This window comes from Chryseobacterium arthrosphaerae (assembly GCF_001684965.1).
GTDB lineage: Bacteria > Bacteroidota > Bacteroidia > Flavobacteriales > Weeksellaceae > Chryseobacterium > Chryseobacterium arthrosphaerae.
Genome location: NZ_MAYG01000012.1, coordinates 556,170 through 577,051, shown reverse-complemented (window position 1 = coordinate 577,051; position 20,882 = coordinate 556,170). Strand labels below are relative to the sequence as shown.

Sequence of the window (20,882 nt, the reverse complement as noted above, 5' to 3'; positions counted from 1 at the left end):
ATAAATGAAAAATATTATCATCACAGGAGGAGCCGGATTTATTGGCTCTCATGTTGTAAGAGAATTCGTAAAAAACAATCCGGACACAACCATCATCAACCTTGATGCCCTTACCTATGCCGGAAATCTTGAAAACCTGAAGGACATTGAAAATGAACCTAATTATGTTTTCGAAAAAGCAGATATTACCCAGCCCGAAGAACTCAGAAAAGTTTTCGAAAAATATAACCCGGATGCAGTAATACATTTAGCTGCAGAAAGCCATGTAGACCGAAGTATTACTGATCCGATGGCTTTTATCAACACCAATGTAAACGGGACAGCCAATCTTCTTAATCTTTGTAAAGAGTTCTGGACCCTGAATCCTGATCATACCCACGGCAGATTTCCTGATGAAAAAAGAACCAACTTATTCTACCATGTTTCTACAGATGAAGTATATGGCAGCTTAGGTGAAACCGGATTCTTTTTAGAAACCACACCGTATGATCCACAATCACCCTATTCCGCATCAAAGGCAGCTTCGGATCACCTGGTAAGAGCTTACGGAAACACTTACGGAATGCCTTTCATCGTATCCAACTGTTCCAATAACTACGGACCAAATCATTTCCCGGAAAAGCTGATTCCTCTTTGTATTTCAAATATCATCAATGAAAGACCTTTACCAATCTATGGTGACGGAAAATACACCAGAGACTGGTTATTTGTAATCGACCACGCAAGAGCCATCCACCAGATATTCAATGAAGCAAAAACCGGAGAAACGTATAATATCGGCGGATTCAACGAATGGCAGAATATTGATCTGGTAAAAGAACTTATCAGACAAATGGACGCTAAGCTTGGAAAACCGGAAGGCTATTCTGAAAAACTGATCACTTTTGTGAAAGACAGACCAGGACACGACAAGCGCTACGCGATTGATGCTACAAAATTGAATAAAGACTTAGGATGGAAACCTTCCGTAACTTTTGAAGAAGGATTAGGAAAAACCATTGAATGGTATCTGGAAAATAAAGAATGGCTGGAAAACGTAACTTCAGGAAATTACCAGGAATATTACAACAAACAATATAGCTAGATCTCCATTATTGAGAAAAGCGAAAAACAACATCACTCCAGTCACAAAATAACGATCAATATAACACGCAAATGAAAATTGGCGTAATTCACACACAATGAAAGGAATAATATTAGCCGGAGGATCCGGAACAAGACTTTACCCTCTAACGATCGCAGTAAGTAAGCAATTAATGCCTGTTTACGATAAGCCTATGATCTACTATCCACTTTCCACGCTTCTTTTAGCGGGCATCAAGGATATTTTAATTATTACCACTCCCCACGACCAGGAAGGATTTATCAAACTTTTAGGAGATGGCTCCCAAATAGGATGCAACATCGAGTATGTTGTACAGCCAAGCCCAGACGGGTTAGCCCAGGCATTTATATTGGGAGACCAATTCATTGGCAGCGATTCTGCCGCCCTGGTTTTAGGAGACAATATTTTCTATGGTTCCGAAATGGGAACTTTACTGAAAAACAAAACCAATCCGGACGGAGGCGTCGTTTTTGCCTATCATGTGGCAGACCCTGAAAGATACGGAGTGGTAGAATTCGACAAAGAACTGAAGGCGGTTTCTATCGAAGAAAAGCCCTTAAAGCCAAAATCCAACTATGCTGTTCCCGGTTTATATTTCTATGATAACACTGTAGTGGAGATTGCCAAAAACATCAGACCTTCTGCAAGAGGAGAACTTGAAATTACCGATATCAACAATGTTTATTTAAACAAAGGAAAGCTTGAAGTAGCCGTTCTGGACAGAGGTACCGCATGGCTGGATACCGGAACTTTTGATTCCCTTCATGACGCTTCAGAATTCGTAAGTGTTATTGAAAAAAGACAGGGATTCAAAATCGGATGTATTGAGGAAATTGCTTTCAGAAATAAATTCATCAATGAAGAAAAACTTCTGGAAACTGCCACTAAATACGGAAAAAGCGGGTATGGTGAATATCTGAAGCAGCTTATAGAAAAATAGTAAATACAATTTATAAAATCCGCACACTATTGGCTTTATAGCCAATAGTTTTGTTTATAACAGCAAATATCAATATATTAGTTGTTGCTTTTTGGTTTTTATTTGAAATAAAATTCATAACCTCAAAAATACAGTAAGATTAATTATTATAAATTTGCAAAAAACTTACACAGATGAATGAACCACAACAGAAGTGGACTGAAACGATTGATGCTGATCATTCGTTGTTTGACCTGAAGCTAAAAGAAGTCTGGAGATACAAAGATCTTGTTTATATGTTTGTAAAGAGAGATTTTGTATCCAGCTTTAAACAGACCATTTTAGGACCTATATGGTTTTTTATCAATCCTATTTTAACAACCATCGTATATCTGGTCATTTTTGGAAGAATTGCAAAATTACCTACCGATGGGGCACCACCACTGCTTTTTTACCTTGCTGGTGTTACTCTTTGGAATTATTTTTCATCCTCTTTACTGGCTACATCGTCTACATTTACAGGAAATGCAGGAATCTTTGGAAAAGTTTATTTTCCGAGGCTGGTTACTCCACTCTCCATTGTTCTCTCCAACCTTATGAGATTTGGGGTACAGTTTCTGTTATTCATTCTTGTATGGGCGTATTATCTGAATAAAGGAGAAGTTCATCCTAATATCTGGATTCTTGCCACTCCGTTCCTTATATTCTTAATGGCACTTTTTGCTCTGGGAGTAGGCATGATATTTTCTTCACTTACTACAAAATATAAGGATCTGGCGATGCTGTTAGGTTTTGGGGTTAGCTTATACATGTATGCCACCCCTGTCATTTATCCGGTATCTTCATTACCGGGATTCTTTAAAAAACTGGCATATTATAATCCTTTAACGGGTATCTTTGAATGCTTTAAATATGCATGGATTGGGGCGGGAGACTTCTCTCCTGCCATGCTTGGAATCAGTACGGTGATTATTCTCATTCTTTTAATGACAGGAATCGTCGTATTCAATAAGGTTGAAAAAAGCTTTATGGATACTGTATAGCATTTATTGAGAAACTTTCTTATTAATTTTAAATCATTTAAATATGCTGGCTTTAAAAGCAGAAAATATATCAAAACAATACCGTCTGGGACAAGTCGGAACAGGTACTCTTTCCCATGACCTCAACAGATTCTGGCATAAAGTAAGAGGAAAAGAAGATCCCTATCTGAAGATTGGTGAAGCCAATGACAGAACCACCAAGGGAGATTCTGAATATGTATGGTCTCTTCGTGATATCAACTTTGAAGTTAAGCAAGGAGATGCTGTAGGAATCATCGGAAGAAATGGTGCCGGGAAATCAACATTGCTGAAGCTCCTGAGTAAAGTCACCAAACCCACAACCGGTAAAATATACAGCCATGGAAGAATTGCATCATTGCTGGAAGTAGGAACAGGTTTTCATCCTGAAATGACGGGACGGGAAAATGTCTTTCTGAATGGAGCTATTCTTGGAATGACAAGAAAGGAGATCAAGAGAAAGTTTGATGAAATTGTAGACTTTTCCGGTGTTGAAAGATATATTGATACTCCTGTCAAGAGATATTCTTCCGGAATGTATGTACGCCTTGCATTTGCTGTAGCAGCACATTTAGAATCAGAAATATTAATCGTTGACGAGGTATTGGCTGTGGGGGATGCTGACTTTCAGAAAAAATGTCTTGGCAAAATGAATGATGTTACCAAAGGAGAAGGAAGAACCATTTTATTTGTAAGTCATAATATGACTGCCATAAAAGAGCTTTGCTCATCAGGAATTTTGCTACATCAAGGGCAGCTGTCATATAGTGGAGGTATTTTGGATACTATTGCAGAATATCAGAAAAGCTCTGAAAAACAATCAAGTTACCTTCATGAAGGTCCTTTGGAGACAGCTTTAGGAAATGAAAATATCAGAATTTTAGAATTTTCCGTTAAGCCTACAAAAGGACAGTTTTTAGACATTGAATCAGGGATTAAAATCCTGCTTAGATTTTATAATTTCAAAGAGAATATCAATATTGACACCACTTTTGAACTGAGAACCTATGAAGAAGCTGTAGTTTTTCATACCGGAGCTCCTATCACCACTCAAAATGACTCTCAGAAAAAAGAATATATTGTAGAATTTGAAATCCCGCCACACCTTCTCAATACAGGTAATTATTATTTCAAACTCATGTTTGGTGAGGATCAGAGAATCCCTCTGTATGTCGCCAATGAAATAATAGGCTTTGAAATTGAAAATGTGAAAATGGGTAAAAATATTAATGTATTGCCCGGAATTATCAGACCTGATTTTAATTATATTGTAAAATAAATTGTTTAATGGAAAAAGTTCAATATTTTGATTTAGAAAAAATAGGTGATTCTTCATTAGGTTTCATTACTGTCGCTGAAAATTTAAAAAATATACCTTTTGAAGTTAAACGTGTATACTGGACTTATTATACCCCACAAGATGTAATAAGAGGAGGCCATGCACATAAAAATCTTGAACAATTAATATTTGCTGTTTCAGGTATCATAGAATTTAATACAGAAAATAAAGATGGCCACAAAGAAACTTTTATTCTGAACAATCCGTCTAAAGGCATATATATTCCCAAACTGGTATGGAGAGACATTAAGTTTTCACATAATGCTGTACTTTTATGTTTAGCATCTCTGCCGTATACTGAAGACGATTATATAAGAGATTATCAAGATTTTCAAAAACTCATAGAATGATTAAAATACTAATTGCCGGTGCAGGCGGCGCTCCCTCTGAAGGAGTTATCAACTCTCTTCTCCGAAGTTCTAAAAAGGAGAGAATAATCGGCATGGGCAGTGAGCCTACAGACCTTATTCTTTCCAATGCTCATGAAGTATCTTATATACCTTATGCCAACCAACCCGATTATAAAACATCATTATTACAAATACTGAATCAGGAAAAACCTGATTTGATACACTTTCAAAATGATCTGGAGATTTATCACGCCTCTATGATCAGAGAAGATATTCATTCTGCCGGTACCAAAACGTTTATGCCGTCTCATGAAGTTATTGATACCTGCGTTCATAAATATAAAACCTATTTGAAATGCAGAGAAGCTGGTGTAACAGTACCCGGAAACATCATGATCAATAATGAGGATGATCTTAAAAAAGCTTTTTCAGATTTAGGAGACAAAGATGGAAATATATGGTTAAGAGCTTCATCTATTGGAGGAGGCGGTAAAGGAGCCCTCCCTACCAATGACTTTTCTTTTGCAAAAGGGTGGATCGACCGATATCATGGATGGGGAGACTTTGTGGCTGCAGAAATGCTGACTCCGGATACCGTAACATGGCTTTCCATTTGGCATGAAGGTGAATTGGTAGTCGCCCAAACAAGATTGAGAAAAGGATGGACTCATGGGAACAGAACTGTTTCCGGTGTTACAGGGGTCACAAAAGTAGGTCAGACCTATTCGGATCCTGAGGTAGACAGAATATCAATAGCCACGATCAAGGCCGTTTCAGATAAACCTCATGGAATTTTTGGAGTAGATATGGCTTATGATAAAAATGGTGTTCCCAATCCTACAGAAATAAATATTTCAAGATTCTTTACTACGGTATTATTTTTTACCGAAGCGGGATTGAATATGCCTGAAATATTTAAAGACATTGCTTTATATAATGAGTTTCCACAATTAAATAAAAAAATAAACCCCTTACAGGACGGATTATTGTGGTTAAGAGGCATGGATACTCAACCCAAGCTAATGACGGATACTCAGATACAGCAACGAATAAAAAATTTGTAAATGTTACTTTTAACTGGAGCTTCGGGATTTATAGGAAAACACCTGCTTTCACACCTGATTGAAAGATACGGTAAAGAAAATATAGTCTGCTTAACCTCTCAACCAATAACAGAGTGCACCTATCTGTTGCACAACAACTATCAGTTTGAAAGCGATTTTTTCTTAAAAAATGGTTTGCAGAACATTGATACGATCATTCATGCCGGAGCTTTCACACCTAAAAAAGGAAGTGAAGCAAATAACATTCAATCATCTAATTCAAATATATTTCACACAGAAAAATTATTAAATGCAGCTTTACCTCATCTAAAAAAATTCATTTACCTTAGTACACTTGACGTTTATGATAATGAGAACATTATTTCTGAAGACACTTTAGAAAAACCGGCTTCACTCTATGGCCATTCTAAATTGTATTCAGAAAAGATGGTAGAAAGTTGGGGAAAAGAAAATAATAAATCCGTTCAAATCTTAAGGATAGGGCATGTGTATGGTCCGGGTGAAGAAGCTTATCAAAAAATAATTCCCGCAACAATTCATAATATTTTATCGGGAAAGCCTGTTCAGATTTGGGGTACAGGAGAAGAGTTACGCTCTTTTATTTATATTAAAGATATTGTTAAAGCTATTATCAACTCTATTCATCTAAAAGATACAGGAGTTATCAACTTAGTCGGAAACCGTTCTATTTCGATCAATGATTTGGTGAATATAATAACACAGATTTCAAACAAAGAGGTAATAATAGAAAAGATACCTGTTGAAAAAAAAGGAAGGGATTTTGTATTTGATAGTTCAAAAATGAATGCCCTTTTGTTACCCCATGAAACTTCTTTAGAAGAAGGGCTCAGGGAAGAGTTCGAGTACATGAAAAAAAATAAAAAGTAATATGAATATTTTTTTTGACCTTGATGGCACTTTAATAGATTCCCGATCAAGACTGTATCAGTTGTTCCAATCATTAGTTCCTGCTTCTGAGTTGTCGTTTGATCAATATTGGGCGTTAAAGCGTAGTAAAATAAGTCATAAAGAAATTCTCCTTTCTAAATTTAATTATACCGAAGAGCAGTACAGTGATTTTGAAAAAAAATGGATGTCGGAAATTGAATTAGAAAATTGGCTGCAGCTAGACACTCCTTTTGAGGGAACAGCAGATTTACTTCTGAACCTATCTAAAAAACATGCTCTATTTGTAGTTACGGCCCGTCAGTCGGAAAGTATTGCTGTGGAACAAATAAAATCATTCGGCTGGGAAAATATTTTCACGAAAGTTTTAGTAACTCAACAACAGCAGGATAAATATGATTTAATTAAGGATGCAGTAGAGATAACTTCTGAAGATTGGTTGATTGGGGATACGGGCAAAGATATTCAAACAGGTAAATCATTAGGAATCAAAACAGTGGCTGTTCTTTCCGGTTTTCTCAGCAAAGAAAGTTTACTCCCATATCAGCCGGACATTATTATAGATACTGTTCTTGATTTAAAAATAGATAAAATTACAAATGGAAAATTATAAAAATAAAGTGCAGAATTCGGCACAGTTCTATAACAGTTCTTTTCTTGACTTTGATTTTAAGTTAACAGAATTGAATTATTTAAGTTTAAAACCTTATTTCAAAGGAGATTCTGCTCTGGAATTAGGGCCAGCCCTGGGGCATATGACCAAATATCTGGTCAATGATTTTTCATCTCTGGATTTGGTTGAAGGATCTCAAAATTTATTAAATCAGATTCCTGATTATCCAAACGTTACAAAACACAACTCGTATTTTGAAGAGTTTAAAACAGATAAAAAGTTCGACACTATCATCATGAGCCATGTACTGGAGCATATCGAAAATCCTGTTGATGTTTTAAAGCTTGTTTATTCCTGGTTATCAGACAGTGGTATATTTTTAATTTCAGTACCCAACGCTAAGTCTATCCATAGATTAGCTGCCGTAGAAATGGGATTATTAAAAAGCGAATATGAGTTAAATCAAAGAGATCATGAATTGGGACACTATAGAGTGTATGATTTAGATTCTTTAAAAGATGATATTACAAAAGCGGGATATAAAATAATTGATGAAGGTGGTATTTTCTTTAAACCTGTTTCAAATGGGCAAATTGAAAACAATTGGAATGAAGCCATGATAGAAGGATTTTATAAATTAGGAAAAAAGTTTCCTCACCATTGTGCTGAAATATATGTTGCATGTTCAAAATAAAAAGAAATGATTAAGTTTTTAGATCTTCAAAAAGTAAACATGAAATACCAGCAGGAAATAGAAAACAAACTTCTGGAAGTCTTCAGAAGCGGATGGTATTTATTAGGAAATGAAGTTAAAAATTTTGAAGCAAATTTAGCCCATTATATTGGTTCAGAATATGCAATAGGGGTAGCAAACGGTCTGGATGCACTGCGGCTTATTTTCCGGGCTTACATTGAGCTGGGCTATATGAAACCCGGTGATGAGGTAATTGTCCCCTCCAACACCTATATTGCCTCTATTCTGGCTCTGTCAGATAACGGATTAGTACCTGTTTTAGTAGAACCTGAGCTCAATACTTACAATATTGATATTTCAAAAATTGAAGAAAAGATTACGCAAAAAACCAAAGCAATTTTAATCGTACACCTTCAGGGCAGAATTGTTTTCTCTGAAAAGCTGAAAAATATTGCTGAGAAATACAGATTAAAGATTGTAGAAGACAATGCCCAGGCTATCGGGGCTGAATGGAATAATATAAAATCGGGAAATCTTGGGGACGCTGCAGGTTTCAGTTTTTATCCCGGAAAAAATCTTGGGGCTCTTGGTGATGCAGGAGCCGTCACAACCAACGATAAACAATTAGCTGAAACAATACGTGCCTTAGGAAATTATGGTTCAAACCAAAAATATATTAATATCTATAAAGGATTAAACTCCAGGTTAGATGAACTTCAGGCAGCTGTTCTGGACGTTAAACTGAAATATATAGAAGATGAAAATGAAGCAAGAAGAAAAGTTGCCAGATTATTTATAGAAGGAATAAAAAACCCTAAAATCATTCTTCCTGAAAATCCATCAAATGAGAAAGAGCATGTATGGCATGTTTTTGTCATAAGAACAGAAAATCGTGATGCACTTCAAACCTATTTAACAGAAAAAGGTATTCAGACCATCATTCACTACCCTATTCCTCCTCATCAGCAGGAGGCTTACAAAGAAATGAATAATTTTTCTCTTCCTATCAGTGAACAGATCCATGAAGAGGTGCTCAGCTTACCCATATCTTCTGTGTTGGAAGAGCATGAAATAGCGGACATTATTAATGTCATAAATGAGTATTAATATGGAACAGCCTTTAGTTACAGTTATTGTTACAGCCTATAATCATTCTCAATATATTAGGGAGAATTTAGATAGCATAAAAAATCAAACCTATAAAAACATTCAGCTTATCCTGGGTGACGACGTCTCTCCCGATAATTCCGTTGAAATTTTTGAAAAGTGGTTAGAAGATAATAATTTTTCTGCAGAAAAAAACTTCCATACTAAAAATACAGGCCTGGCAACCATGTTGAATGAATGCATTAAACTTGCAAAAGGGAAATACATAAAAATTATTTCTGCAGATGATTATCTGCATCCTGAGTTTTTAGAAAAAACTGTAGCTAAAATTGAATCTTTAGGAAAAGAATATGGTATGATTCATACCAACACTTATACGATAGATGAAAACAGCTCTATTGGAGAGGATATGGCAGATCACGATGCATTAGGAGAGGTAGATCCCTATATTTTCAGAAAAGAACTGATAAAAAATAATAGAATTGCGGGCCTGACTACATTAATAAAGACAGAAGCAATTATTGAAACCGGCGAATATGATTCCATGTTTATTGCTGAAGATTATTATCGTTGGCTAAAAATAAGTGAAAAGTATTTAATCGGATACGTCCCTGAAAAACTGGCCTATTACAGATTGCATCAGGAAAATATTTCAAAAATAAAGGCAGATAGAATCGAGATAGAAAACTTGATTCTGCAAATGATGTTTGATAAAGAAGGTAATGTAAAAAATACTATAAATAGTATAACGCAGAAATACTATTTTTCAAAAGAAAAACTCCCTTCACAATATATTGAAGCTTACAAAAAATATCCTTTCAATATAAAAAGGTTAAATATTGCAATACAATATAACATTCCGGTGCCGTTGTATAAATTTTTAAATAAAATGATTTAAAAATGAATCCAAAAATTTCAGTAATCGTTCCTTGTTACAATCAGGCTCATTTTCTTGATGAATGCCTGGAATCTGTTGTAGAACAGACATATAAGGATTGGGAATGCATCATCGTGAATGACGGATCACCGGATAACACAGAAGATATTGCAAGAAAATGGATAGAAAAAGACAGCCGTTTTCAATATCTATATAAAAAGAACGGCGGTTTATCTTCCGCAAGAAATGCAGGAATAGAAAGAGCTAATGGAGAATGGTTACTTTTCCTTGACTGCGATGATGTAATAGAAAATAAGAAATTAGAAGCTCACTCTAAGTTTTTTGATCAAAATATTGATATTATTATTTCCGGATACCGATATTTTGAAAACTCAGAAGGAATCAAGTATAAACGGATTTTTGGCAGAGATAATCTTCTTCCTGAGGTTTATCTAAACTTTGATGACACTGTTGATATCAAGCAGCTTTTCAAGATTAAAAACCCTTTTGTAATATCTGCTCCGTTATATCATAAAGATATATTCAAAGCAATTGGCTCTTTTGATGAACGTTTAAAGTCCCTGGAAGATTGGGAATTTAATCTCAGATGTGTCCTGAATGATTTTAAATTCCAGCACATCGGCTATGAAGATCATACCAAAACCCTTATAAGACTTCATGATAACAGCATGATGAGAGATACGGAAAAAATGAATCAGAACTATGAATTATTTCTTTCTATCTGTTATTCAAGTCCAAAATATATAGAAACTTATGGCAAACCGATCCCAAAAACTGAAAGACCTCAAGAAAAAAAAGGTAGAAAACTAATTCGACTTTTGATTCCACCTATTTTTATTATATTGAAAAATAAGATCCTGTATAGAACGAAATAATTTATTGATGAAAAAAATAAAACCCCTAGCATTTTATCTCCCACAATATCACCCTGTTCCGGAAAATGACGAATGGTGGGGTAAAGGATTTACTGAATGGACGAATGTAAGCAAAGCCCAGCCTCTTTTTGAAGGGCATGATCAGCCCATATACCCTGCAGATCTTGGCTATTATGATCTCCGCGTTCCGGAAGTGAGAGAACAGCAGGCTCAGATGGCAAAAGATTATGGTGTACATGGTTTTATCTATTATCATTACTGGTTCGGCAACGGAAAACAATTGTTGGAACGTGTGGCCAACGACGTCCTGAAGTCAGGGAAACCGGATTTCCCTTTTTGCTTTTGCTGGGCCAATGAAACATGGTCAGGAATATGGCACGGACTATCAGAAAAAATACTGGTAGAACAGACTTATCCGGATGAGCAGGACCTGATAGCTCATTTTGAATATCTTCTGCCTTTCTTTAAAGATGAAAGATATATCAAAGTGGATAACAGGCCTCTTTTCATTATTTATGATTCTAACCATTTAAATAACGGGGACCCTCATTATATCTCAAAATTCAGGGAGCTTGCCCGAAAAAACGGATTTGATGACCTCTATGTCATGGCTTCCAATAAGCTGCGTGATGATCTTGACTTCAGGGCTATGGGCTATGACAGTAAGATTTCAAATGCCTTCCAGAAAGCATGGATACCCCATATCGGCAAAGAATATATCTCCCATTCCCAGTATTATAAAAACAGAATAAAAGGATTAATCGGAATTAAGAAAAAAGAACAGCCTAAGGTAAGGATTCAGGATGCTCATGCAGTGGTAAACGATTTAAAATTTGAGGAAAGCAACGTTCCTACATATCCGTGTATTCTGCCTAACTGGGATAATACCCCCAGAAGCGGCTACAGGGGGATCATACTGGCCAACAATTCTCCGGAACTTTTCGAAGTGCAGGTAGAAAAAGCGGTACAATACCTTGAAGATAAAAACTATCCGGAACAGTTTTTAGTGGTGAAATCATGGAATGAATGGGCAGAAGGAAATATCCTTGAACCTGATAGAAAAAATGGCTTCGGATATCTGAACGCACTAAAAAAAATATTGAATAAACACAGTAGAAATGAGTAAATTCAGTGTACTTATCGCTAATTATAATAATGGTCATTTTTTTGAAAAATGTTACCAGAGTTTGATTGCGCAGACTGAAACAGACTGGGAAGCGGTAATTTTAGATGATGGCTCTACTGATGATTCTCTTGAAGTCATCAAAAAGATCATCGGTGATGATCTGCGGTTTAAAATCAATCAGAATGACCAAAACAGAGGAATCGGATATACAAAAAAAAGGTTAATCGAACTTGCTGAGGCAGAAATATGCGGATTTTTAGATCCTGACGATGCCCTTGCCGCACGTGCCCTGGAACTTGTTTTAAGAACTCATGCCGACTATCCTGAAGTAGGCATGGTGTATTCAAACTTTGTCCGTTGTGATGAATATCTTAACCCCATATCTGTTCATAAGGCCCAACAAATTACAGGTCTGGATCAGACTTATTTCAATTTCAATGCTGAAATTTCACATTTTGTCACTTTTAAGAAAAAAATATATGAAAAGACATCAGGTATTGATCCTTTTCTGAAAATTGCTGAAGATAAAGACTGGTACATGAAAATGTGCGAGATCGCTCCCGTTAAGTATATTGATGAAGATTTATATTTATACAGGATCCATGACACCGGCATCTCTACAACAAAAAATGCAGAAAAGGCATTGTTTTGGCACTGGGTAGCCCTGATAAAAATGGCAGAAAGAAGAAACATTAGTATTGAAGACCATTTCCTTCAAAGCTATGTTCCGAAATATAAATATGATCAGGCACTGAATAAACTGAACCATGTGAAAAATTCAAGATGGGCAAAACTGGGAAATACTCTTGGACTTTTTAAGATATTTAAAAAACTTTAATTCCATTCAGATATAAAAAAATCAAACTAACATCTTAATGAGATAAGAACACATATGATAATTGGTAACGGAATTCTGGCAAATGCCATAAGATTTTACGACAGAGAAGATGTTATTTTTTTTGCATCAGGGGTTTCCAATTCATTGGAAAAAAATCCTGCTGAATTTGAAAGAGAAATATCACTCCTGAAATCAGTTATGAATCAGCATCCTGATAAAAAGCTGATTTATTTTTCCACATGCAGTATTTATGATGCCAGTAAGACAGCCAGCCCTTATGTGATGCATAAGCTGACTATTGAAAAAATAATTGCAGAACAGCATTCAAACTTCATTATTTTCAGGGTAGGCAATGCAGTGGGCCGTGGAGGAAATCCCAACACCCTCATCAATTTCCTGAAAAGTTCAATCCTGTCTGAAAATAAACTGACGATCCACAACAATGCAAGAAGAATCCTGATCGGAACCGATGATATTGCAGCATTTGTCGGAAAATATATCAACGATTTTAACCATGAGATTATTAATCTTGCATATCCTTACCAGTATTCACTACCTGAGATTCTGTCAGCGCTTGAAGATCACCTTGGCAAAAAGGCAAACTATGAAAGTGTAGACGAGGGTTCTTTTTATAATATAGAATTCAACAATCTTACGGAAGATTTTTTTACAGACCATTCTCCCAATGAATATTTAAAAAAGCTTTATTCATCCTATTTATAACGAATTATACAACCAGATACAACAGGCACTGAAGCCTCCGGTTCTGTACAGGAAAAAATAATTTTGTAACTTCGACCGAAAAACTTCAGCAATTGCCGGTCTCACAGAAGCATTTTATAAAGCTTTACTTATTATCAGCTGAAGCATAAAAACACATAAAACCCTCTTGATAAAAAAATGAAAATGAATCCCAAAATATCTGTAATTGTTCCCTGTTATAATCAAGCACGGTTTTTGGACGAATCGCTGCAGTCTATTCAGGATCAGACCTATGAAAACTGGGAATGCATCATCGTAAATGACGGTTCTCCCGATAACACCGGTGAAGAAGCTGATAAATGGGTAAAAAAAGACAACCGTTTCAAATACCTTTACAAAGAAAACGGAGGGCTGTCTTCTGCAAGAAATGCCGCTCTGAAGGTCATAACCGGGGATTATATTCAGTTTTTAGATGCAGATGACATCCTGGTTCAAACCAAGTTTTCAGATTCAGTAAATCTGATACAAGATAAAGAAGCAATTGTAGTGTCAGATTTTTGCCTGTTTGATGACTCCAATAAGCAAGAGTTATTACCGCCTTTTTGCAAGTTATCTCAGGATTTGCTCAATTTTGAGTCTATCCTGTACCAATGGGACCTTACATTTACGATTCCTATTCATTGTGGATTTTTTCCAAAATCTCTTTTTGAAAATATAGGTTTTAATGAAAATTTAAAAGCAAAGGAAGACTGGCTTTTCTGGATTCAAATTGCACAGAAAAATATTGATTTCATTTTCCTGAACGCTCCGCTGGCCTTGTATAGAAAACATGCAAGAAGTATGTCCCGGGACAGGAAACATATGATATTATATCAAATGCTTTTCTATAATGAAGCTGAAAAAGTGATTTCAAATTCAGACTTCAATAAATTGCTTTTAAAGCACTTAGACATTAACTATAATAAGGTTAACGAATTAACAATTGAAATAAGAAATCTAAAAGAATCGAATACTTTTAAGCTCTTTTTATTTTTTAAGAAATTGATTAAAGATATGGGGTTATTAAATGTATCTAAAAAATTATTCCGTGTAATACTGAAGTTCAGGAAATAAATTTTATTCCGGAAGTCTCCCGGGTAATTACAAGACTAAAAAAATCAATCTCAGTAAAGTAATTTATTTTTTACAATATATTAAGACATTTCAACAACTTTCACTACCAAAATCCTATGAATATAGCTTTCACAATCTGCTCCAACAACTATCTTGCACAAGCTAAAGTTTTAAAAAACTCTGTTAATAAATATGGTGAAAACTTCAAATTTGTGATAGGATTGTGCGATGAAAAATCCAGTGAAATAGATTATGATTCTTTCCAATGTGACATTGTGGAAATGAAAGATATTGGAATAAAGAATTTTGATGAATTATGGATGAAATATGACATCATAGAGTTTAACACCTCTGTGAAGGCATCATTTTTCAAGTACTTATTAGCCAAGAATCCCAATACGGAATTCATATATTACTTCGATCCGGATATTGAGATATTTGATCAGTTATCGATCCTCAATGCGGAATTTGAAGACAAAGCAGACATCCTGCTCACCCCTCATATTCTGAGTTCCATTCCTTTGGATGGCTACAAACCGGTAGAAAACACTTTTCTTAATTTTGGTATATACAACCTTGGATTTATTGGATTAAGGGGTAATTCTGAAAATACCAAAAACCTTCTCGACTGGTGGGAAGAAAGGCTGTTATCTCTTTGCTATAACCGACCGGAAAAAGGACTGTTTGTAGATCAGATATGGATGAATTTTTCCCCTATATTTTTCAAAAACGTAAAAGTTCTCAATAAAATGGGCTATAACGCTGCCCCATGGAATTTGCATGAAAGAATAGGATTAGTGGCTACAGAAGACAATAAATACCTTATGCCGGACAATTCGCCTTTAGTGTTTTATCATTTTTCAAATTTTAAATATAAAAACCCTGAAACTTTAGCAAAATACTATGACAGATATTCCTTGGATAACTCAGTTTCCCTGAAAAAATTATATCAGAATTATCATCAGAAAATAATTGAAAACGATATTGAGAGAATCTCAAAAATAGATTGCAAATATGTAATTTTGAAAAATGCTTTACCTAAAAAAAGCAAATCTTTTTATGAAATTTTGAAATCAAACTTCAGGAATCTGTTAAAAATAGTTTATTATAAAATTCGTTACAACTACAATTATGAACCCAAACTCTAAAATATACATTGCAGGACATCGAGGTATGGTAGGAAGCGCCATTGTAAGAAATTTAACTTCAAATGGTTTTAACAATATTGTTACTAGAACTTCAGACGAATTAGACCTTACAGATCAAAAAAATGTACAATCATTTTTTGAAACCGAAAAGCCGGAATATGTTTTTCTTGCTGCGGCCAAAGTAGGAGGCATTTATGCTAATAATACTTATCGTGCTGATTTTCTTTACCAGAATCTTATGATTGAGACTAATGTCATTCATCAAAGTTATTTACATGGGGTAAAGAAATTACTTTTTTTAGGCTCCAGCTGTATATATCCCAAGCTTGCTCCACAACCTTTAAAAGAGGAATATTTATTAAGTGGTTTTTTAGAACAGACCAATGAACCCTATGCCATAGCAAAAATTGCCGGGATAAAAATGTGTGATGCATACAGAAGTCAGTATGACTGTAATTTCATTTCCGCAATGCCAACCAATCTTTATGGCCCTAATGATAACTATGACCTCAATAACTCTCATGTTTTACCGGCTATGCTCAGAAAGTTTTTTGAAGCCAAACAAAACAACGTAAAGGAAGTGGTTTTATGGGGCGATGGAAGCCCTTTTAGGGAATTTTTACATGTAGATGACCTTGCAAAGGCATGTGTATTCCTGATGAATAACTACAATGAAAGTGGACATATAAATATAGGTTCATCCAGGGAAATCTCTATATCAGAACTGGCCATGCAGATTAAAGATATTACCCAATATGAAGGAAATATAGTTTGGGATACAGAAAAACCCAATGGTACTCCCAGAAAGCTAATGGATTCTTCTAAGATTAATTCTATGGGCTGGTCTCCTGATATATCTCTGGAAGATGGAATAAAACAAGTTTATCAAGAAAAATTTTTAAACAAATGATGAAAAAAGCACTTATTACAGGAGTTACAGGACAGGATGGTTCTTATCTTGCCGAACTTCTTTTAGAAAAAGGCTATGAAGTTCATGGGGTAAAACGAAGAGCCTCCTCTTTTAACACTCAAAGAATTGATCACCTGTATCTGGATCAGCATGAAAATAATGTGAATTTCAAATTACATTACGGAGATCTTACAGACTCTACCAATATCATCAGAATCATACAAGAGGTACAACCGGACGAAATCTATAATCTTGGTGCAATGAGCCATGTGAAAGTGAGTTTTGATATGCCGGAATATGTTGCCAACGTAGATGGTTTGGGTACACTGCGTTTATTAGAAGCAATCAGGATTTTAGGGCTAACCCATAAGACGAAAATTTACCAGGCTTCTACCTCGGAATTATACGGTGGGATGCCATCCAATAAAAATGAAAAAGGTTTTTATGATGAAAACTCTCCTTTTTATCCCCGTTCTCCTTATGGTGCAGCAAAAATTTATGGTTTCTGGATAACGAAAAATTACAGGGAAGCCTATGGAATGTATGCCTGCAATGGTATTTTATTCAATCATGAATCTCCCAGAAGAGGAGAAACTTTTGTTACACGAAAAATAACCATGGCAGTAGCTAATATAGCAAAAAACAAACAAGACTGTCTATATCTGGGGAATTTAAATGCTAAAAGAGATTGGGGGCATGCTAAAGATTATGTTGAAGGAATGTGGAGAATGCTGCAACAAGATAAACCGGACGATTTTGTTCTGGCAACGGGAGAAACTACTATGGTAAGAGATTTTCTTATTATGGCTTTTGAAGAAGTGGGAATAGAACTGGCCTTTGAAGGGAGCCAGGAAAATGAAACGGCTAAGGTACTACGCTGTAACAACCCGAATTACCAGCTACCATTAGGTAAAACAGTTGTAAAAGTAGATCCTAATTATTATCGTCCAACAGAAGTTGATCTCCTCATTGGTGACCCTACAAAAGCAAAAAATATTCTCGGCTGGCAACCACAGTACACAGTAAAATCTCTTTGTAAAGAAATGATTGAATATGATTTAAAAATATGATTTTTTAAATTACAGAATCATTTCACTTCACAATATAAACAGATTTTCACAAAAAATATTCAAAATATGCTCAATAAGTCCCTTACAGTCATAACAATTAATTTCAATAACCGGAATGGTTTACAAAAAACCATGGATAGTGTATTCCGGCAAACCAATAAAGATTTTCAATATATAGTAATTGATGGAGGAAGTTCTGACGGGAGCAAAGAACTTATAGAAAGCAATCAGTCCAAAATAAACTACTGGGTAAGTGAACCCGACCGTGGAATTTATCATGCGATGAACAAAGGCATTGAGAAAGCTACTGGGGAATATATACTTTTTCTAAACAGTGGGGATGAACTCCTCAATGAATCTGTGGTAGAAAAAGTAATCCCACTACTCCACACAGATGATATTATCTCCGGTAATTTGATGATAGATGACGACAGTAAGGATATTTTTAAACCTACTAAGGAGATCATTTCATTTTTAGATTTTATTGAAGAAACGATCTGGCATCCCAGTACATTTATAAAAAGAAGCGCTTTTGAAAAAGTAGGCCTTTACGACGAAAATCTGAAAATCTGTTCAGATTGGAAATGGTTTTTAATTTCTATTTTCAAATATAACTGCACTTACAGACCTATTGAACAAACCATATCCCGCTTTTATAAGGATGGCATCAGTTCTGATCCCAAATCACAGGCTTTAAGAAGAGAAGAAAGAAGAAAAACACTGGTAGAAAATTTTCATTTTTCTGAATTCCAGACTGAAGAATTAATTGATAAAATTAATTTATATTTTAGCGCAAAGAATTCTATAGACAAGATAAATAAATTGAAAAAATCAAGATTACTAAAATTTTTATATCGAATAGGCCTGTTTAAAAACTATAAATATCTTTAAAAAGCAAAATGTAAAAGATAGGATTTTCATCTGTTTTACATAAGCTTAATTAAATAAAAACAGACATTTCCAATGAGTACTGTCAAAGAAAGATTAATTTTGTGCCCATAAAAAACATAAGCCGATAAAGATGAAAATTTCCGTAATCATTCCCGTCTATAATGCTGAAAAATATGTATCCCAGGCTGTAGCATCTGCCCTTCAGTTCGATGAAGTCTATGAGGTTGTTCTGGTAGAAGATCAGTCTCCGGACAATGCCCTCGAGGTATGCCGGGAACTTGCTCAGAAACATAGCAGGGTAAAGCTCTATCAGCACCCGGATCAAGGCAATCATGGTGCAGGAGCCAGCAGAAATCTGGGGATAGAGAAATCAGAAGGAGATTTCATTTCATTTCTGGATGCAGATGATTATTATCTTCCCAACCGTTTTGATGCAGAAAAAGAACTCTTTAAAAACAGTGATGTAGATGGTGTGTATGGAGCAATAGGCGTACATTATTATTCTGAAAAAGCTAAAGAACAGTATTATAAAGTCTTTGGAGACCGCTTAACCACGGTTTACAAAAAGCATCCTCCAAAAGAGGTATTTCCCGGGCAGCTTAATATGATAGGAACCTTCGGGCTTTTCAGCATAGATGCCCTGACCATCAGGAAAAGTTCTCTGAAAACCCTCGAATATTTCTTCAAAACCCATTTAACACTACATCAGGATACGGAATTCCTGTTCAGACTCTCCTACTATCTGAATTTATATCCGGGAATTCTTGACAGCGCCGTAGCCGTAAGAGGAGTTCATGAGAATAACAGGATTACCAAAGTGGACAACAGAGAGATAAAACCAGCCTCAACAAGGGTTTTACTTTGGGAAGAAGTCAACAAATGGGCGGAAAGTGAAAATACGATTCCTGCAGAAATTAAGCTCCACATCAGGAGAGTGTACAGAAGTTTTCAGATCGCCAATGCTCCTTTTCTTACCAAATGGGGAATGATCCTTAAGTATCTGTTTACAGATTACCGAAGCATAAGATCCGGGCTTTACAATATCAATTTCAGGAAAGATCTGTTCTGACTCCAGCACAAAACTAAATATTTAGTTTTACAAAAAAATTAATCCTTACTGTTTTGAAAAGTGAATCTTTCTTAAAAGATCCCGCATCGGCTTTTCTATGAACTGATAAAAAAGTGCAGAACTGAACAGCATCACGATACTATATATCACAAATACAGTATCAATACTGAACGCATATTGCTGCCATTCTAAAAACGCTCTTACAAGATAGAGAACAGGAATATGGGTAATGTATATTCCGTAACTGATCTCTCCCAGGTATTCCAGCGGCTTCAATGAAAAGAATCGGGTTATCCATCCGTTATTGGCCGATATCACAAAGATTGCAGGTACAAAAAGTAAGGCCATCAAACCATTGTGATAGAAAAGCGGAACAAACATTAAAGATACAAGGATCAATAGAAAAAGGATAATAACCTGACGATCGTAGTTTTTTTGCCTGTAATTTCTCACGAAAAAGATACCTGCCAGATTCCCAATCAGAAATTCATTAAGATGCCACAAAGGGAAGTAATATAAAAACTCGTGGCTTTTGGTATGAGGACCTTCGTAGGCTCCATATACCGGATACAGATTAGAAAACACCTGGGTAATCAGCCATAATCCGATGGCAGCGACCCAGATCATCTTATTTTTCCTTGAATAAAAATAATTGTATAAAAGAGGAAAAAGCAGATAAAAGAAAAACTCTACAGATATAGACCATCCCGGAAAATTGAGGATCATAGCTTCTCCCGGTATCCAGCTTTGAATTCCCAGACTGTACAGCATCAGTTTATACCAGTCGAACATCTGGGATCTTGTCATAAAATAGAGCAAAAGCCCCAAAATATACAGCGGATAGATCCTGGCAAACCTGTTCTTATAAAACTCCAGATAATCGATCTTATCTTTTTTATGATAAGCAATAATCATAATAAACCCGGAAAGGATAAAAAAATAGCTTACCCCTACATTGGCTCTCAGAAAAAGATTGGAAATATAATCGATCTTGTATAAAAACAGATCTTTATTGAAATGGGAAATGACAATTGCCATGGCAGCAATAAATCTTGTAAATGTAATCTGACTTATCTTCACAGAA

The 20,882-nt window shown here is 35.4% G+C and carries 22 protein-coding genes; 21 read left to right on the top strand and 1 reads right to left on the bottom strand.

The genetic code is table 11. From position 1 onward, the window contains the following. Positions 1-4 precede the first annotated feature (4 nt). The 21 genes from rfbB to BBI00_RS17895 all read left to right on the top strand — a co-directional run bounded on the left by rfbB (position 5) and on the right by BBI00_RS17895 (position 19,798). The gene (gene rfbB / locus BBI00_RS17995) at positions 5-1,084 is read left to right on the top strand and encodes a dTDP-glucose 4,6-dehydratase (RefSeq protein ID WP_065400238.1); all 1,080 of its coding nucleotides are present in this window, start codon (positions 5-7) and stop codon (positions 1,082-1,084) included. 97 nt (positions 1,085-1,181) lie between these two features. Further along, positions 1,182-2,045: a glucose-1-phosphate thymidylyltransferase RfbA gene (gene rfbA, locus BBI00_RS17990; RefSeq protein ID WP_065400237.1), complete on the top strand. Its 864-nt coding sequence runs from the start codon at positions 1,182-1,184 to the stop codon at positions 2,043-2,045. 173 nt (positions 2,046-2,218) lie between these two features. Then, positions 2,219-3,067, top strand: coding sequence for an ABC transporter permease (locus tag BBI00_RS17985; protein ID WP_065400236.1), 849 nt, complete (start codon positions 2,219-2,221; stop codon positions 3,065-3,067). A 43-nt stretch (positions 3,068-3,110) separates the two neighbouring features. After that, positions 3,111-4,364, top strand: a complete 1,254-nt coding sequence (locus tag BBI00_RS17980; protein WP_065400235.1) for an ABC transporter ATP-binding protein — start codon at positions 3,111-3,113, stop codon at positions 4,362-4,364. 8 nt (positions 4,365-4,372) lie between these two features. Then, on the top strand, positions 4,373-4,774 hold the full coding sequence (locus BBI00_RS17975; RefSeq protein ID WP_065400234.1) for a sugar 3,4-ketoisomerase: 402 nt from the start codon (positions 4,373-4,375) through the stop codon (positions 4,772-4,774). Then, positions 4,771-5,838 (top strand): ATP-grasp domain-containing protein, encoded by a 1,068-nt coding sequence (locus BBI00_RS17970; RefSeq protein ID WP_065400233.1) that lies wholly within the window; start codon positions 4,771-4,773, stop codon positions 5,836-5,838. Before BBI00_RS17975 ends, BBI00_RS17970 begins: the two co-directional genes overlap by 4 nt. Next, positions 5,839-6,726 (top strand): NAD-dependent epimerase/dehydratase family protein, encoded by an 888-nt coding sequence (locus BBI00_RS17965; RefSeq protein ID WP_065400232.1) that lies wholly within the window; start codon positions 5,839-5,841, stop codon positions 6,724-6,726. It begins immediately after the preceding gene. Between the two features lies 1 nt (position 6,727). Beyond that, positions 6,728-7,357, top strand: coding sequence for an HAD family hydrolase (locus tag BBI00_RS17960; RefSeq protein WP_065400231.1), 630 nt, complete (start codon positions 6,728-6,730; stop codon positions 7,355-7,357). Further along, entirely contained in the window at positions 7,344-8,051 is a 708-nt protein-coding gene (locus BBI00_RS17955; RefSeq protein WP_065400230.1) for a class I SAM-dependent methyltransferase, read from the top strand. Before BBI00_RS17960 ends, BBI00_RS17955 begins: the two co-directional genes overlap by 14 nt. 6 nt (positions 8,052-8,057) lie before the next feature. Beyond that, a complete protein-coding gene (locus BBI00_RS17950) occupies positions 8,058-9,158 on the top strand; it encodes a DegT/DnrJ/EryC1/StrS family aminotransferase (RefSeq protein WP_065400229.1) in 1,101 nt (366 codons plus the stop codon). Between the two features lies 1 nt (position 9,159). After that, the gene (locus BBI00_RS17945; protein ID WP_165602556.1) at positions 9,160-10,056 is read left to right on the top strand and encodes a glycosyltransferase family 2 protein; all 897 of its coding nucleotides are present in this window, start codon (positions 9,160-9,162) and stop codon (positions 10,054-10,056) included. A 2-nt stretch (positions 10,057-10,058) separates the two neighbouring features. Further along, positions 10,059-10,931 (top strand): glycosyltransferase family 2 protein, encoded by an 873-nt coding sequence (locus BBI00_RS17940; RefSeq protein ID WP_065400227.1) that lies wholly within the window; start codon positions 10,059-10,061, stop codon positions 10,929-10,931. A 7-nt stretch (positions 10,932-10,938) separates the two neighbouring features. Continuing rightward, positions 10,939-12,057 (top strand): glycosyltransferase WbsX family protein, encoded by a 1,119-nt coding sequence (locus BBI00_RS17935; protein ID WP_065400226.1) that lies wholly within the window; start codon positions 10,939-10,941, stop codon positions 12,055-12,057. Then, entirely contained in the window at positions 12,050-12,895 is an 846-nt protein-coding gene (locus BBI00_RS17930; RefSeq protein ID WP_065400225.1) for a glycosyltransferase family 2 protein, read from the top strand. The genes BBI00_RS17935 and BBI00_RS17930 overlap by 8 nt, the downstream gene beginning before the upstream one ends. Positions 12,896-12,949: 54 nt before the next feature. Beyond that, positions 12,950-13,618 (top strand): NAD-dependent epimerase/dehydratase family protein, encoded by a 669-nt coding sequence (locus tag BBI00_RS17925; protein WP_065400224.1) that lies wholly within the window; start codon positions 12,950-12,952, stop codon positions 13,616-13,618. A 183-nt stretch (positions 13,619-13,801) separates the two neighbouring features. Then, positions 13,802-14,710, top strand: coding sequence for a glycosyltransferase family 2 protein (locus tag BBI00_RS17920; RefSeq protein ID WP_165602555.1), 909 nt, complete (start codon positions 13,802-13,804; stop codon positions 14,708-14,710). 116 nt (positions 14,711-14,826) lie between these two features. Continuing rightward, positions 14,827-15,858, top strand: coding sequence for a hypothetical protein (locus BBI00_RS17915; RefSeq protein ID WP_065400222.1), 1,032 nt, complete (start codon positions 14,827-14,829; stop codon positions 15,856-15,858). Beyond that, positions 15,842-16,768, top strand: coding sequence for a GDP-L-fucose synthase family protein (locus BBI00_RS17910; RefSeq protein WP_065400221.1), 927 nt, complete (start codon positions 15,842-15,844; stop codon positions 16,766-16,768). The genes BBI00_RS17915 and BBI00_RS17910 overlap by 17 nt, the downstream gene beginning before the upstream one ends. Further along, positions 16,768-17,838 carry a GDP-mannose 4,6-dehydratase gene (gene gmd / locus BBI00_RS17905; protein WP_065400426.1) on the top strand — a complete coding sequence of 357 codons (1,071 nt, stop codon included), beginning with the start codon at positions 16,768-16,770 and terminating at the stop codon, positions 17,836-17,838. Before BBI00_RS17910 ends, gmd begins: the two co-directional genes overlap by 1 nt. A 66-nt stretch (positions 17,839-17,904) precedes the next feature. Further along, positions 17,905-18,729, top strand: coding sequence for a glycosyltransferase family 2 protein (locus BBI00_RS17900; protein ID WP_065400220.1), 825 nt, complete (start codon positions 17,905-17,907; stop codon positions 18,727-18,729). Between the two features lie 130 nt (positions 18,730-18,859). Continuing rightward, positions 18,860-19,798: a glycosyltransferase family 2 protein gene (locus tag BBI00_RS17895; RefSeq protein ID WP_065400219.1), complete on the top strand. Its 939-nt coding sequence runs from the start codon at positions 18,860-18,862 to the stop codon at positions 19,796-19,798. A 45-nt stretch (positions 19,799-19,843) separates the two neighbouring features. On the opposite strand, the gene BBI00_RS17890 is transcribed toward BBI00_RS17895, so the two are convergent. Further along, positions 19,844-20,878, bottom strand: a complete 1,035-nt coding sequence (locus tag BBI00_RS17890) for an acyltransferase family protein (RefSeq protein ID WP_065400218.1) — start codon at positions 20,876-20,878, stop codon at positions 19,844-19,846. Between the last annotated feature and the right edge of the window lie 4 nt (positions 20,879-20,882).